This window comes from Brevibacterium picturae (assembly GCF_030453725.1).
GTDB lineage: Bacteria > Actinomycetota > Actinomycetes > Actinomycetales > Brevibacteriaceae > Brevibacterium > Brevibacterium sandarakinum_A.
The window spans coordinates 1-14,709 of record NZ_JAKDJU010000074.1 but is presented as its reverse complement, the minus strand read 5'-3'; the positions used below and the strand labels follow the sequence as shown (position 1 = coordinate 14,709).

Below are 14,709 nucleotides of genomic sequence, written 5' to 3'. Positions count from 1 at the left end.
TCGGTCGGCTTCGGAGCAGCAGGCTTGCGAGCTTCCTTGGTCTCAGTCGGTTCTGAGGTCGCGCTCTCGCTCGGATCATCGGTCGCTGTCTCAGAGGGATCCGAGGCGGGGCCGGTTGCAGGGGTGCAATCGGAGCCCTTGGCGTCGTCCTTGATGTCCGAGTCGTTCGGCACGACCTCGAAGGAGACCTTCGAGGAGTCCTTCTCGGTCTTCTCATCGGTGAGGTAGAGCGAGTAGTTGCCCGAAGGGACCTTGGCGTTGTCCGTGACGGAGAAGAAGTAGGTGCCGGACACCTTGCCCTTCTCGTCGACGGTCAGTTTGTCCTTGGGTGAGTACTTGGATCCGTCCGTGCCGACGACCGTGACGGTTGCCTTGCTGTCGGCGGTGAATCCCGTGCCGGAGAATCCGATGCCCTTCTTGCGGTCCGCGATATCGGCCCGGGTCACCTGCGCGGCGGACAGCGTCGCCTGTGGATCTGAGCTGTCGGGAACCTCGGTGTTGGATTTGGGGTCACTTGAACTCTGCGCGTCGTCAAACGCACAGAGTGGGCCTGCCGGCACCGTAGCGGACTCTGTCGCTGCGAACGCGGGGGCGCCGCCAGCAAGACCTGTCAATGCAACGGCTACTGCGGGGGCAAGCACAAGACGCGTGGTCTTCACAGTAATGCCTTTCGATTGTTGTCAACCCACGAAAGGCGATGGAACTCCCGGCATTCCTTGGCTTAAGAAGAGGAAGGCACCATCGTGCGCGGGTTCGTACAGTTTCTTACTCTAAAGCATTCACCGGTGCCTATGTGGAGACACACGGGAGAAAACCAGCAAAAACAGCGTGTATTGTTATCGAGTCGTTACCAAAGTGCGGCGTGTTGCGTTGGCTGTGAGATTTTTCGCCCGCTCACGAGTTCAGTTCACTGCACTCGTGACCGCTGGGCGACTACCATCGGATACGTGACTCTCCTTTCCGATCGCGACATTCGCGCCGAGCTCGACTCCGGGCGCATCGCCCTCGACCCCTACGACCCTGCTCTGATCCAGCCCGCCAGTGTCGACGTGTGCCTGGACCGCTATTTCCGTCTGTTCGACAACCACAAATATCCGGTCATCGACCCGAGCCTCGACCAGCCGGAGCTGACCCGCTTCGTCGAAGCGGCTCCGGGAGAGCCGTTCGTGCTGCATCCGGGCGAGTTCGTGCTCGCCTCCACCCACGAGCTCGTCACCCTGCCCGATGATGTGGCCGCCCGACTGGAGGGCAAGTCATCGTTGGGACGTCTCGGTCTGCTGACCCACTCCACGGCCGGATTCATCGATCCCGGGTTCAACGGTCATGTGACCCTGGAGCTGTCGAACGTCGCGACCCTGCCGATCACCCTGTGGCCGGGAATGAAGATCGGCCAGCTCTGCTTCTTCCGCCTCAGCTCGGCCGCCCTCAACCCCTACGGTTCGCAGGCCACGGGCAATCGCTATCAGGGACAGCAGGGGCCCACCGCGTCCCGTTCGCATCTCAACTTCTACCGGAGGGACATGTGACCACTCGCCGAGAGCTGCGGATGCAGCGTGAGGCTGCCGAGCGTGTCAGTGACACGGACGTCTCGGCGGACCTGCGCGGTTTTCATCTGCTTCTCCTCGACGAGGGGGTCGAGGTCTCCGATGTGCTCGCACTCGTGCACAACCGGCTTCCCGACATCATCCCCCGCTTGGACGGCAACGGTCAGCTGAAGCTGAGTCGACATTCACGTCTGAGCGAGGGGGTTGACCTCGACGCGGCTGCGATCGCCGCACTCGAGCTGCCCGACTGGGCCCACCACGCGGTCGTCGTCGACTGCCCTCGGGACCGTGAACCGGTTCCGCCGCCGGACTGGTTCAGCGATGCCGACGGACTCCACGAGGCGTTCCCGGCGGGCCTGCCCGACCGGGAGGAGGAGCGGACGCTCAGTCTCATCCTGGCTGTCGCATCACGCCTGCACACGGGTGTCCGCCTCGCGGACGAGGCGGATCTGCCGACTCGGGTCCTCGTGCCCGATCCGGAGGCGAAGATCGACCTCTACCTCTATTCGTCCTACTGGCTCGAGCCCGACGTTGCACTGTCCCTGGTGCGCAGGCACGCCCCGCATGCCTTCCAGCAGGCGCTGCCGACCCCGGATGAGGCGGTCCTCGCTCAGGCCACGATCGACGATCCGCTATTCGACGCCTCGGCGCCGGTGATCCTCGACGGCTATTCGCTCCTCGTGCCTCTCGGGGAGATCGCCGAGGCGGCCGGCCAGCTCGAGATTCGTGTGTCCGAGGCTGACTGGGTGCCGCCGATCATCGCCAAGCATCTCCAGATGCCGTTGATCGAGTACCACGTGCACTGGATGGATGCCGAGTCGAAGCGTTACCAGCCGATCCAGACCCGACGCTTCCGCCGGATGCGCAACGAGGTTGCCGGCCTCGTCGACAGCATCGGCGCGGAACTGCTCATCGGCTGTGACGGGACCGGCCTGGACGAAACAGGGTTCCTCGTCACGAGCAGCCAGCTCCGCAGCTGAACCAGGCTGCTGCGCAGCTGAGTCAGCCTGCTGCTCGGTCTGCGAATCCCATCCCGCCGATGGACTGACGGAGCGTCTGATTCGGGTGTCGGCGAATGTCCCGATTCGCCCAGAACCTGTGCGGACGTGGCGCGGATTTCGTTCGGAATGCCTGCGGAGACCGGGCAGAACGTGTTCAGAATGACTGCCGCGAACCGCCCCATTGATTGGGAGATACGCGGTGTGTCGTGAGAAAATACTGGTGAGAACTACATTCTGGCAAATCGTATAAATGACGGAGGTGTCCGCCGGTGATAGTCATGACAGGAGCCTTTTTCGGGGCTGCTGTCATTGCGTACCCACTGGTCAGACGCCTCGGCCGGGACGGGTTCTTCCTCCTAGCGCTGGTGCCGCTGGCCGGGCTGATCCTCAGTCTGGCCAAGGTCCCCGACATCTTCGGGCCCGGCGGCTCGCCGTGGGTCGAGAGCATGGGGTGGCTGCCGGCCCTCGGCCTCGACGGCATCTTCCGCCTCGACGAGCTCGGCTGGATCATGAGCCTCTTGGTCACCGGCGTCGGTGCTCTCGTCTTCGTCTACTGTGCCCGCTACTTCCCGCCCGATGAGCCGGGGTTGGCCAGGTTCGCCGCTGTCTTCATGGCCTTCGCAGGAATGATGTACGGACTCGTCCTCGCCGATGAGCTCCTCATGCTCTACCTGTTCTGGGAAGGCACCACGGTCTTCTCCTATCTCCTCATCGGGCACAGCCAATCCCGTCGCCGCTCCCGCCAGGCTGCGCTGCAGGCGCTCATCGTCACCACAGCCGGCGGACTGGCCATGCTCGTGGGCATGATCCTGCTGATGTCTGTGACCGGAACAGGTCAGATCTCCACCCTCATGGAGCGGGCGAGCCTCGGAATGGACACCGGGCCCGTCATCGTCACCGCCGTGATCCTCATCCTCGTCGGCGCGGTCTCGAAGTCCGCGCTGATCCCCTTCCACTTCTGGCTTCCCGGAGCCATGGCCGCACCCACCCCGGTCAGCGCCTACCTACATGCGGCAGCGATGGTCAAAGCCGGAATCTACCTGATCCTGCGTCTGGCACCGGGCTACCACACTCTGCCCGGTTGGTCGGAGGTCCTGCTCACGCTGGGCCTGCTCACGATGTTCATAGGCGGTTGGCAGGCCCTCAAACAGACCGACCTCAAACTTCTGCTCGCCTTCGGCACGGTCTCCCAACTGGGATTCCTCACGACTCTGGCCTCATTCGGCACGCCCGACATCACCAAGGCCGCACTGGCCCTGCTCATCGCACATGCGCTGTTCAAAGCCTGTCTGTTCCTGTGCGTGGGCATCATCGACCATCGGGCCGGCACACGCGACCTGACGAAGCTCTCCGGGGGCTGGAAGGCGTTCCCCGTCGTGGCCGTCTGCGCCACGATCGCCGCGGCCTCGATGTCCGGTCTGCCGCCGCTGCTGGGCTTCGCCGCCAAGGAAGCCGTCTATTCGACCCTGCTCGCCTCGGGCGACAAGGCGGCGATCATCGCGCTGGTCGGCGTGATGATCGGTTCGATGCTCACCGTCGCCTACTCGGCACGCTTCGTCTGGGGTGCGTTCTCAAGCAAAGACGGCGTCGACGATATCGCCCGCCGCGACGAGAAGATCACGCTGATCATCTCCCCTGTCATGCTCACTGTGCTCACCGTGGCGCTGGGGCCTGCCGTCGGACTCGTCGACGGCTACTTCGAGGCCTGGACCTCGACGCTGCCGGTCATCGACCCCGGCGACGGCGACTATCATCTGGCTCTGTGGCACGGGTTCGAACCGGCCCTGGCCCTGTCGGCTGTCACGATCGCCGTCGGCCTCGGACTCTTCTTCGTCCGCGACTCGTTCGCCAAAGTCCAGTCGACGCTGCCATCGGGCCTTGATTTCCACGACCTCTACCGCAGGATGATCAGCTCGATGGAGAAGTTGGCGCTGTGGGTCACCTCGCGGACGCAGCGTGGCTCGCTGCCGTTCTACCAGAGCGTGGTCTACCTCGTCCTCGTCGCCGGCCTCGGCCTTGCGATCATCACGAACGACACCTGGAACATCGAGTTCGACCTCTTCAACACTCCACTCGACTTCATCGTCGCCGCGGTCCTCATCGTCGTTGCGGTGGCTGCGACCCGTGCCAAGAAGCGCTTCACCGCCGTGGTCGTCACCGGAATCTCCGGCTATGCGATGGTCGCGTACTTCGCCTTCGTCGGCGCCCCGGACCTGGCTCTGACCCAGGTCCTGGTGGAGACGATCACCATCGTCGTCTTCGTCCTCGTCCTGCGCAGGCTTCCGGCTCGGATCGGTCAGAGCACCGGGCGCTTCACACCGGCCTGGCGCGCCATCATCGGTGGTGGCGTCGGCGTGACCATGATGCTCGTCGTCCTCATCGCTGCCGGGGCCCGTGTCAGCGAACCGGTCTCCGTCGACTTCGGCCAACTCGCCTATGAAATGGGCCACGGCAAGAACATCGTCAATGTGACCCTCGTCGACATCCGTGTCTGGGACACCCTCGGGGAGCTCTCCGTCCTCGTCGCGGCCGGCACCGGAATCGCCGGACTGATCTTCGTCCGCGGCCGCGAAGGACACCTCCACCGGTTCGTCTCCCGCCGCGACGGCACCGAACTGCAGGGGCGGGTACGCTTCCAACCGGTCCCCGAAGAGATCAGTGACTACCACGCACCGGCACGCCGACACGATCCCGAACGCGAAGACGTGACGCAGCGGCGAGTCTCCTGGCTCATCGCCGGACGCACGCTGGCCCCACGCAACCGCTCCATCATCCTCGAGGTCACCGCCCGTCTGGTGTTCCACGCGGTCCTCATCTTCTCCCTCTACCTCCTGTTCGCCGGCCACAATGATCCCGGGGGCGGCTTCGCCGGTGGCCTCGTCGCGGGTCTGGCACTGGTCGTGCGCTACCTCGCCGGCGGCAAATTCGAACTCGCCGAGGCGGCCCGCTTTACCCCGTCGGGCTTGCTGGGCACCGGAATGATCCTGGCCGTGCTCACCGGAATCGGCGGATGGTTCTGGGGCGACGCCGTCTTCGAGTCCGTCTACTTCGAAGGAGACATACCGGTGCTCGGGCACCTGTCCTTCGGAACATCGACCTTCTTCGACATCGGCGTCTACCTCATCGTCGTCGGATTGATGCTCGACATCCTCAGGTCCTTGGGCGCCGAGGTGGATCTGCACCAGGAGCGCGATGAAATGGTGCTGACCAACCGGCTCAACCAGTCCTACCACCTGTCGGAGAACTTCAGCGCCAAGGCTGAGCACGATGCCGTCTCCTCGATCCTCGACCGTGTCAATCACCTCGATGTCGACAACGGCGCCGAAGGGGGGCGGCTGTGACTGTGCCCTTCATCATGGTGCTGGCGATGGGATTCCTCTTCGCCTGCGGCATCTACCTCATGCTCGAGCGGTCACTGACCCGCGTGCTGCTGGGCTTCATCCTCCTGGGCAACGGCGTCAACCTGCTCATCATCCTCACCGCAGGCAGAGGAGCGGCACCGCTGACCGACGGCGAGGACCTGTCCACAGCGGGCATGTCCGATCCGCTCCCGCAGGCGCTCATCCTCACGGCCATCGTCATCACGTTCGCCGTCACGGCGTTCCTGCTGGCCATGATCTATCGCTCCTGGCGCCTGGTCCGGGCCGATTCGCTGCAGGACGACACCGCCGACCTTCAGGTGGCGATCACGAAGATGATCGACTCCGAGGCGGAGGCGAGCACGGACTACGACGACACCGAGTTCGGTGACGAGGCCGAGAGCCCGATCACCGGCGCCATCGACCTCGACGATGACGGCACACCTCGTGAACGCGAAGACCCGAACGCCACGGTCGACGCGGAACGGTCTGGACCCGGTGAGGCTGGCACCACCTCGGCGCGGGAAGCCGGTGAGGCCACCACCTCGGCGAACACGAATGACACGAACGACACAGGGTCCGATGGAACCGGGACGGGGGAGAAGAAATGATCGACCTCCTCCCCGTGCTGGTGCCGCTGCCCGTCCTCCTGCCCCTCATCGGGGCCGGGCTGGCGCTGGTGCTGTCGAAGCATTCGCGGGCACAGAACATCGTGTCGATCCTGATTCTCAGCGCGGTCATGGTCATCTCGCTCATCATGCTCTTCGGCGTCGACGCCGAAGGTCCGCAGGTCGTGGCCATCGGTGGATGGGAGCCTCCTGCCGGGATCGTGCTCGTCGCCGACAGACTCTCCTCGCTCATGCTCGTCGTGTCCTCCCTGGTCATCCTGTGCGTGCTCATCTACGCACTGAGCCAGGACGCCAACGACGATTCGAACGAGACCCCGATCTCCGTGTTCAACCCCAGCTATCTGGTGCTGTGCGCGGGCGTCGCCAACGCCTTCCTCGCCGGTGACCTGTTCAACCTCTACGTCGGCTTCGAGATGTTCCTCGTCGCCTCCTACGTGCTGCTGACCCTGGGCGCCACGGCCGAGCGCATCCGGGCGGGCGTGACCTACGTCGTCATCTCGCTCGTGTCCTCGATCATCTTCCTGGCCGCAATCGGCGTCATCTATGCGTCGACCGGAACCGTGAACATCGCGCAGCTGACCGATCGGCTGGCCGAACTGCCGCCGGACGTGCAGATGATCCTGCACGTCCTTCTGCTCATCGGCTTCGGCATCAAGGCCGCGATCTTCCCACTGTCCTTCTGGCTGCCCGACTCCTATCCGACCGCTCCGGCCCCGGTGACGGCCGTGTTCGCGGGTCTGCTGACGAAGGTCGGCATCTATGCGATCATCCGCACCGAAACCCTCCTGTTCGCCGAATCCTCCCTGCGAGTGCCGCTGCTGATCGCCGCGGCATTGACGATGGTGGTCGGAATCTTAGGCGCAATCGCCCAGTCGGAGATCAAGAGGATCGTGTCATTCACCCTCGTCTCCCACATCGGCTACATGCTCTTCGGAGTGGCCTTGGGTACGACTGTCGGGCTCGCTGCCGCGATCTATTACACGGTTCACCACATCATCGTTCAGACCGCACTGTTCCTGGCCATCGGCATGGTGGAGATGCGAGGTGGTTCGACCTCGACGCGGTCACTCGGCGGACTGATGGTGCTCTCGCCGGCGCTGTCGATCATCTTCTTCATCCCGGCGCTCAATCTCTCCGGCATTCCGCCGTTCTCCGGGTTCATCGGCAAGGTCGGACTCTTCGCGGCCGGTTTCTCCGACCACGACTGGCTGGCCGTCGCTCTCATCGTCGCCGGCACCGTGACCAGCCTGCTGACCCTCTACGTCATCGGGCGTACCTTCAACCTGGCCTTCTGGCGCGACCCTGCGGATGCGGAGGAGCCGAATGAGGAGCTCGTTGCGGAGTTCGCCGAACGCAAGAAGGCCAAGCTTGCGGGCAAACCCTGGAAGGCGCATATCGGTGTGCCGGGGTCGATGGTCGCCGCCACCACGGTGGTGGTCGTCGCGTCGATCGTCCTCACGGTCTTTGCGGGCCCATTGTGGGACCTGTCCGATCGCGCCGCGGAGAACCTGCAGTCTCCCGTGAGCTATGTGACGAATGTGTTGGGCGGTGATGACCAGTGAACGCCAAACGGTCCCGGATGACGAAGGGCAGAAGCTTCGTCCAGCAGCTCGTGCTGGTGTTCTTCCTCGTGGTGCTGTGGGTGATGCTCTGGGACGCAGTGTCGCTGATGCACATCATCACCGGCGTCATCCTCGCCTTCGTCGTGACCCGGGTGTTCTACCTGCCCCCGGTGGTGCTCTCCGGCCGGTTCAACATCATCCACGCACTGAACTACGGTCTGTGGTTTCTGTACTCGCTCATCTATGCCTCCGTCGAGGTCGCCTGGTTCGCATTCCGTCGTCGCGCGGTGGGTGCCGGATCGGTGATCGCCTGTGATCTGCGCACGAGTTCGGACCTGCTGATGACGCTCGTGGCCGACACCGCGAGCCTCATCCCCGGGTCGATCATCATCGACAGTGACCGCGCGCAGGGCATCCTGTACCTCCACGTCCTCGACTGCGATTCCGAGGAGAAGATCCTGACGGCCAAACGGCAGGTCTACTACATCGAACGGCTGCTCATCCGGGCCGTCGGCTCCCATCGCGATCTCGCCGCTCTCAAGGTCGACCCCGACCCGATGGCCGACGACGACGGAGGTGCGCGATGAGTCAGATCGTTCTCGACACCCTCGTCTTCGTGGCTTCGGTGCTGCTGGCCGCCTCGGCGATCATCGCCCTCTACCGCATCGTCCGCGGCCCCTCGATCCTTGATCGCATGATCGCCACCGATGTCGTGCTGGCCTCGATCATGTGCGGTCTGGGCGGGTTCATGGCCCTGTCCGGGCGCACGGATCTCCTACCCGTGCTCATCGTGCTGGCGATGCTCGGATTCGTCGGATCCGTCAGCGTCTCCCGCTACGTGTCGAAGTCCGATTCCATGACCCCCGGCGCCGAGGTGGGCTCACTCAGTGACTTCTCCAGCTCCGACTGGCACATGCCCACGGAATCGACCGGCGAGGGGGATCGCCAGGGCGACGCGCAGAGCCGCCCACCGGCGCAGTCCGAAAACGAGGATGCGTGGCCCGACGACGTGGCCCGCGGAATCTACGACAGCCCCGACGGCCCCGAAGCCATCACCGTTCAAGCAGACGAAGAGCCGGTCACTGTGGGCCTCGACCAAGGAACCGACCTTGGCACGGACGGCGAGGGCCTGGGCACCGGACCGGATTCGGGGCCGGATGACTCCGACGACGGTGCACGCACCGGGCCCGAGGCCGCCGACGATCACGCTGCCCGCGACCCCGACGAACACGCTGCCCGTGAAGCCGACGACGCTGCCCGCGACACCGACGACGGGGGAGGGGGACGCCGATGATCCTCGACATCATCTCTGCGGTGCTCATCCTCCTCGGCGGGGTGCTGTCCCTGGCCGCGGCAGTGGGTATGCTGCGTTTCGCCGATCTCCTCTCACGCATGCACGCGAGTGCGAAGCCCCAGGTGCTGGGCCTGATCGCGGTGGCCCTGGCGATTGCGCTTCAGTACCCGAACTGGGCGACTGTGACGACTCTGGCGATCATCATCTCCTTCCAGCTCGTGACGATTCCCGTGGCCACGCACATGGTGGGGCGCGCCGGTTATCGCACCAAGCACCTGCGTCGTTCTATGCTGTACCGAGATGAACTCGCCGAGGCGGTCGATCGGGCAGAGGCCAGAGAAGTCGCGTGGGAACGCAGAAAAGGAATCGGAACGGACCACAATGACGGTTGACACTCAGCACGAACCCCAGCCCTTGGTGCTGGTCGCCGATGACGAACCCGATGTCCTCGGCGCCGTCGTTCCCTTCCTCGAACGCTCCGGTTTCCGGGTGCTGGCCGCCAGCGACGGACTGCTGGCCCTCGACGAGATCCACCGGCACAATCCCGATGTGTGCGTCCTCGACGTGCTCATGCCCGGTGCCGACGGCCGACAGGTTCTGCGCCGACTGCGTCAGGAGGAGAACTGGGTCCCGGTCCTGCTGCTGACCCAGGTCGGAGAGGCCGTCGAGCGGGCGATGGCACTCGAAGAGGGCGCCGACGACTACCTCAACAAACCCTTCGACCCGCATGAGCTCGTGGCACGCATCCGCGCAGTCCTGCGCCGGACCCACTCGGACGGGCCGCCCTTGGCGACGGCTCCCGTGCTGGTGTCGAGCTTCGGACTGCGCGTCGATCGTGTGGGCAGGCGCGCCTGGATGGGGGCCCGCGAACTGGTCATCACGCCCAAGGGCTTCACGCTGCTGGAATACCTCATGGTCCACCAGGACGAACTCATCGAACGTTCCCGTCTGCTCGAGATCCTGTGGGGATTCGAAGAGGCTGTGGGCACTCGCGCGGTTGACTCTCGAGTCGCCGAACTGCGCCGGGTCCTCGGCGAGGACGCCGCGGAACCCCGGTGGATCGCCACCGTGCAGGGGCGAGGCTACCGCTTCGTCGGTGAGGTCAGAGGCGAAGAGGGCCAGAGGACCCTATGACGAACTTCCTGGTCATCGAGGTCCAGATCTGGCTGTTCCTGCTTCTGCTGTTCCTCGTACTGGCAGGCTTGGCCATCGCCGCGTTCTTCATCTGGAGATACCTGCGACGGCGTGAGGCCGCGCTGCGGGAGTCGATCGAAACGGCGGCGAGCGAGGACTCCCTGGCCAAGCGCAACCGGATGCTGATCCGTCTGGACCACGAGCTGAAGAATCCGCTGACCGCGCTGCGCACCTCGGCGGCGAGCATCCGGGACGTCGTCCGTGAGGGCGGGACGATCACCGAGGTCGAATCCGGCGCCAAACAGGTCGACATCTCCTCCCGCCGAGTCGCACGCCTCCTGGCCGATCTGCGCAGACTCGCCGACGTCGAGACCCGCATCATCGACTACTCCCGAGTCGACCTCGATCGGCTCATCCACCAGGCCGTCGAGGACGCATCGACAGCACCGGGCGCTGAGGACCGGATGATCGTGGCCACCGTCGCCCGCGCCCCTTGGCGCCTGCCCGATGTCGCCGGTGAGGAGGATCTGCTGCTCACAGCGATCCTCAACCTGCTGGGCAACGCGCTGAAGTACTCCTCCCAGGCCGAAGTCGTCGAACTGCGTGCCAATGAGCAGATCATCGACAGCCATCGGTGGGTCGTCGTCGAGGTGGCCGACACGGGCAGCGGCATTCCGCTGACCGAACAGGAGCAGGTATGGGACGAACTCTCACGGGGGTCTCGCGTCCGCGCGGTGGCCGGTTCCGGCATGGGACTGTCCCTGGTCCGAGCGATCGTGACCCGTCACGGCGGCTCGGTGCAGCTGTTCAGCCAGGAGGGTGTGGGCACCTCGGTGCGCATGGTGCTGCCGGTCCTCGGCGACGCCGCACAGGTGACGGTGCCGCCGATGGCCGATCAGGTCGGGCAGGCCGCGGCAGGATCGCATCCGGTCCAACCCGTGCAGCTTCCCGACTCGGGGCAGACACCCGGCTTCCTACCTCCCCGGCAGCCCAATGAGGCCGAGCTTCAGGGACGCATCCTGGGCACTCCGCGGCGGACCTCGAAACGACGCCTCGAACGCGTCGATGGAGACCTGGTCAACCGTTCGACCGGGCAATCGGTCAGTGGTGGGTTCCCGCCGGACTCCGGACAGCACTCCCGGTTCAAGCCTGGCCCGGGCGTAGGCCGCGGACCAGCAGGCCCACAGTCTGGACCGCAGCCGGGCTCGCAGCCTGCCCCAGGCGCCGGTGATCCGCAGTCTGGACCGCAGCAACATTACGGCAGCCAGCCAGGCTCGCAGCAGCCCGACTCGGGACAGCAAGCTGATTCAGCACAGCAGCCGAGGACCGACCGGTGATGAGACACGCTGCGAAGGTGCGAACAGTCGCAGCAGGAGCGGCACTGCTCGGTCTCGTCCTCAGCGGTTGTTCGGCCCTGCAGATCCGCACCGCAGAACGGAACTCGGGACCGGTCCGTGTCGCCGTTCAGGAAAGTGCAGGCGAGAGCCCCACCACGGCACCACCTGAAGACGGAATCCCCGACGGGATGAAGGAAGTCTCGGTCAACCTCGGCGCCGAATGTCCGGTCGACGTCAGCCTTGCCATGGCAGACGGGTGGTCGCAGAGTTCGTCCACCGCCGAATTCCACTCGTTCTCGCGCGGAACCTCGGTCGCCGACAACGACGTCGTCCTCATCTCCTGCACTCAGGCCTACGATGAGTCGCCGCAATCGGTGGTCGAGGCGAAGAAGAAGTTCTCGTTCTCGAAGAAGGGCTCCTCGGTGGTCTCCGAGCGCACAGGGGGCCTCGCCGCCGGATACTACTGGTCGTTCCACGGTGTGCTCGGTCCGAGCGAGATCTTCGCGATCGACCAGAAGCCGACTCTCATGTACGGGGCCCGGATCGGGTACAGAGCCAATGGGCGTCTCGTTGAGATCGGCGTCGAGATGCGCGCTCTCGAATCGGACACGGCCGCCGCGAAGGAGTTTGAGAAGATGCTGCCGACGGTCACCATCGACGACGCAGAGGTTCCCGCACCGAGATTCAAATAGCCGGTGTCGGTCCGTGGCCCGTCGGCACAGGTCCTCGGCAGATTCTGCGTCCCGATCCTCGGCGATGATCCTAGGATGGGACTATGACGACCAACGACGCTGTGACCACTCTCCTCGATGCGCGCCGCCTGCAGGGCCTCCTGACGAACCGGAACGGTCGTGTGATCGCCCAGTACTCCTTCCTCAACTCCGACGGCAACAGCTACCTCACCCACCTTGCTGACATCGGCGGAGAGAGTCCTCGGCGCCTCACCCGTGGTGATCAATCCATCGGCCCGGCGACGATCGATGAGTCCGGAACGATCTACTTCGCGGCCAAACGCATCGGCGAAGACGGCAAGGACGCCCAGAGCCCGAGCCTGTGGGCGCTGCCGGAGACCGGGGAGGCGCGCAAGCTCGCCGATCACGACGGCGGCTACTCCCGGCTCGACGTCAAAGGTCAGACCCTGGTCGCGCAGCTCCCCGTCCACACCTGGGCTGCCGATGAGGACGAGCACCAGGAATACAGCCGGGAACGCAGAGAGTCCAAGGTCAGCGGCATCCTCCACTCCGGATTCCCCATCCGCCGCTGGGACCACGATCTGGGACCAGGGCGAGAGACCCTCGCGATCGCAGACCTGAACGCGGCTACTGCAGAGTTCGACGAGGCACCCGCCGCGGATGACGCACAAGGCGGCACCGGAGTCACCTTCCGCTACCTGCCGCTGCCGCCCGGTCGCCTCGTCGACTGGGCTCTCGACGACGAGGCACGCTTCGTCCTCGTCCAGATCGAGAAGCCGATCCCGGGCCAGCTCGAGGCCAGCGAGATCTGGCAGATCGACGTGCACAAACACGGTGCTCCCCGGTTGCTGGTCGAGGCTGCCGCAGATCATGCGTACGGCATCGAGGCCATCAGCCCCGACGGCACCCGGGCCCTTCTCACGCGGGAGCAGTTCTGGACAGCGACGACGAATCTCTCCGCAGCGCTCATACTCCTCGACCTCGACACTCAGTCGCTGAGTCCGGTGTGGCCCGAGGCCGACGACTGGTTCGCCCCCGTCTGGGCCGATGATTCGACACTCGTCGCAACCGCGGACGATCACGGTCGGGGCAGTGTCTTCATCGGTGACGTCAACGACGAGCAGCCTCGGCGACTGGTGGGCGGTGAGAGCCAGAAATATGCGTTTGCGGGACTGCAGGTGCAGGGACTCACGGTCGTGGCGACCGCCTCGGCGATCGACGTCGCGCCCCTGCCCATCGCCATCGAGCTGGTCTCGGGCCAGATCAGCGAGCTCGCCAACCCCGCGAGCGTCATCGATGGGGCGGGCACCCTCGCCGAGGTGACCGCCGTTGGTGACGACGGCACCGCGGTGCGCGCCTGGTTGGCTCTGCCCGAGGGGGAAGGGCCGTTCCCACTCGTCGTCTTCGCCCACGGCGGACCCTGGGGATCCTGGAACTCCTGGACGTACCGGTGGAATCCGGGACCGTTCACCGCCGCCGGATACGCGGTGCTGCTGCCGGACCCGGCGATCTCCACCGGCTACGGGCAGTCGATGATCGACCGCGGTCAGCAGGAACTGGGCGGGGCACCGTTCACGGACATCCTCGCGCTCACGGACGCGGCGATCGCCAGGCCCGACATCGACGCCGAGCGCACCGCTCTGGCCGGTGGATCCTATGGCGGGTACATGGCGAACTGGGTGGCCGGGCACACCAGCCAGCGGTTTCGGTGCATCGTCACCCACGCCTCCCTGTGGAACACGACCTCGATGGGCCGGACCACGGACAACGCCTCCTGGGACGTGGCCATGCGGAAGCAGTCGTCGACGTACTCCCCGCACCTGTTCGCCGACCGGATCGAGGTGCCGATGCTCGTCATCCACGGTGACAAGGACTACCGGGTGCCCATCGGGCAGGGCCAGGAACTCTGGTACGACCTGCTGTCCCGGTCGAAGACACCCCTGGACGCAGAAGGGCTGACCCAGCACCGCTTCCTGTACTTCCCCGACGAGGGCCACTGGATCACAGGGCGCGGCAACGCCGAAGTCTGGTACCGCACCGTCCTGGCCTTTCTCGACCTGCACGTCCTCGACATCGACGCCGAGCGCGCCCGCACGCTGGGGTGAAGACGGAGCCGCCATGATGACCACTGAGCACACTCGCCCGCCTGCGGACACG

The 14,709-nt window shown here is 65.2% G+C and carries 13 protein-coding genes; 12 read left to right on the top strand and 1 reads right to left on the bottom strand.

The window, feature by feature from the left end; all coding sequences use genetic code 11:
* A partial coding sequence (locus L0G76_RS09085) for a hypothetical protein (RefSeq protein ID WP_304356956.1) occupies positions 1-659 on the bottom strand: 659 nt, incomplete at its 3' end.
* A gap of 288 nt (positions 660-947) precedes the next feature.
* Between L0G76_RS09085 and dcd the strand changes: the two genes are divergently transcribed.
* From dcd to L0G76_RS09025, 12 genes are all read left to right on the top strand, one after another.
* Positions 948-1,526, top strand: coding sequence for a dCTP deaminase (gene dcd, locus L0G76_RS09080; RefSeq protein WP_304356955.1), 579 nt, complete (start codon positions 948-950; stop codon positions 1,524-1,526).
* Positions 1,523-2,524 (top strand): hypothetical protein, encoded by a 1,002-nt coding sequence (locus tag L0G76_RS09075; protein ID WP_304356954.1) that lies wholly within the window; start codon positions 1,523-1,525, stop codon positions 2,522-2,524. The genes dcd and L0G76_RS09075 overlap by 4 nt, the downstream gene beginning before the upstream one ends.
* 299 nt (positions 2,525-2,823) lie before the next feature.
* Positions 2,824-5,886 carry a Na+/H+ antiporter subunit A gene (locus tag L0G76_RS09070; RefSeq protein WP_304356953.1) on the top strand — a complete coding sequence of 1,021 codons (3,063 nt, stop codon included), beginning with the start codon at positions 2,824-2,826 and terminating at the stop codon, positions 5,884-5,886.
* Positions 5,883-6,515 carry a Na(+)/H(+) antiporter subunit C gene (locus tag L0G76_RS09065; RefSeq protein ID WP_304356952.1) on the top strand — a complete coding sequence of 211 codons (633 nt, stop codon included), beginning with the start codon at positions 5,883-5,885 and terminating at the stop codon, positions 6,513-6,515. Before L0G76_RS09070 ends, L0G76_RS09065 begins: the two co-directional genes overlap by 4 nt.
* The gene (locus L0G76_RS09060; RefSeq protein ID WP_304356951.1) at positions 6,512-8,095 is read left to right on the top strand and encodes a Na+/H+ antiporter subunit D; all 1,584 of its coding nucleotides are present in this window, start codon (positions 6,512-6,514) and stop codon (positions 8,093-8,095) included. Before L0G76_RS09065 ends, L0G76_RS09060 begins: the two co-directional genes overlap by 4 nt.
* Before the next feature lie 17 nt (positions 8,096-8,112).
* Positions 8,113-8,682 (top strand): Na+/H+ antiporter subunit E, encoded by a 570-nt coding sequence (locus L0G76_RS09055; protein ID WP_035278401.1) that lies wholly within the window; start codon positions 8,113-8,115, stop codon positions 8,680-8,682.
* Positions 8,679-9,389, top strand: a complete 711-nt coding sequence (locus tag L0G76_RS09050) for an MrpF/PhaF family protein (RefSeq protein ID WP_304356950.1) — start codon at positions 8,679-8,681, stop codon at positions 9,387-9,389. Before L0G76_RS09055 ends, L0G76_RS09050 begins: the two co-directional genes overlap by 4 nt.
* Positions 9,386-9,781: a monovalent cation/H(+) antiporter subunit G gene (mnhG, locus tag L0G76_RS09045; protein ID WP_009882262.1), complete on the top strand. Its 396-nt coding sequence runs from the start codon at positions 9,386-9,388 to the stop codon at positions 9,779-9,781. The genes L0G76_RS09050 and mnhG overlap by 4 nt, the downstream gene beginning before the upstream one ends.
* On the top strand, positions 9,771-10,523 hold the full coding sequence (locus tag L0G76_RS09040) for a response regulator transcription factor (RefSeq protein WP_304356949.1): 753 nt from the start codon (positions 9,771-9,773) through the stop codon (positions 10,521-10,523). The genes mnhG and L0G76_RS09040 overlap by 11 nt, the downstream gene beginning before the upstream one ends.
* The gene (locus L0G76_RS09035; protein WP_009882264.1) at positions 10,520-11,860 is read left to right on the top strand and encodes an ATP-binding protein; all 1,341 of its coding nucleotides are present in this window, start codon (positions 10,520-10,522) and stop codon (positions 11,858-11,860) included. Before L0G76_RS09040 ends, L0G76_RS09035 begins: the two co-directional genes overlap by 4 nt.
* 17 nt (positions 11,861-11,877) lie before the next feature.
* On the top strand, positions 11,878-12,552 hold the full coding sequence (locus L0G76_RS09030) for a hypothetical protein (RefSeq protein ID WP_304356948.1): 675 nt from the start codon (positions 11,878-11,880) through the stop codon (positions 12,550-12,552).
* Between the two features lie 83 nt (positions 12,553-12,635).
* Entirely contained in the window at positions 12,636-14,657 is a 2,022-nt protein-coding gene (locus L0G76_RS09025) for a S9 family peptidase (protein ID WP_304356947.1), read from the top strand.
* Positions 14,658-14,709 lie beyond the last annotated feature (52 nt).

What these genes read in the sequence shown, in the direction of transcription:
- L0G76_RS09070 (WP_304356953.1), top strand. Translation starts at nt 2,824, where the DNA reads ATGACAGGAGCCTTTTTCGGGGCTGCTGTCATTGCGTACCCACTGGTC.
- L0G76_RS09025 (WP_304356947.1), top strand. Translation starts at nt 12,636, where the DNA reads ATGACGACCAACGACGCTGTGACCACTCTCCTCGATGCGCGCCGCCTG.
- L0G76_RS09060 (WP_304356951.1), top strand. Translation starts at nt 6,512, where the DNA reads ATGATCGACCTCCTCCCCGTGCTGGTGCCGCTGCCCGTCCTCCTGCCC.
- L0G76_RS09050 (WP_304356950.1), top strand. Translation starts at nt 8,679, where the DNA reads ATGAGTCAGATCGTTCTCGACACCCTCGTCTTCGTGGCTTCGGTGCTG.
- L0G76_RS09055 (WP_035278401.1), top strand. Translation starts at nt 8,113, where the DNA reads ATGACGAAGGGCAGAAGCTTCGTCCAGCAGCTCGTGCTGGTGTTCTTC.
- L0G76_RS09035 (WP_009882264.1), top strand. Translation starts at nt 10,520, where the DNA reads ATGACGAACTTCCTGGTCATCGAGGTCCAGATCTGGCTGTTCCTGCTT.
- mnhG (WP_009882262.1), top strand. Translation starts at nt 9,386, where the DNA reads ATGATCCTCGACATCATCTCTGCGGTGCTCATCCTCCTCGGCGGGGTG.
- L0G76_RS09040 (WP_304356949.1), top strand. Translation starts at nt 9,771, where the DNA reads ATGACGGTTGACACTCAGCACGAACCCCAGCCCTTGGTGCTGGTCGCC.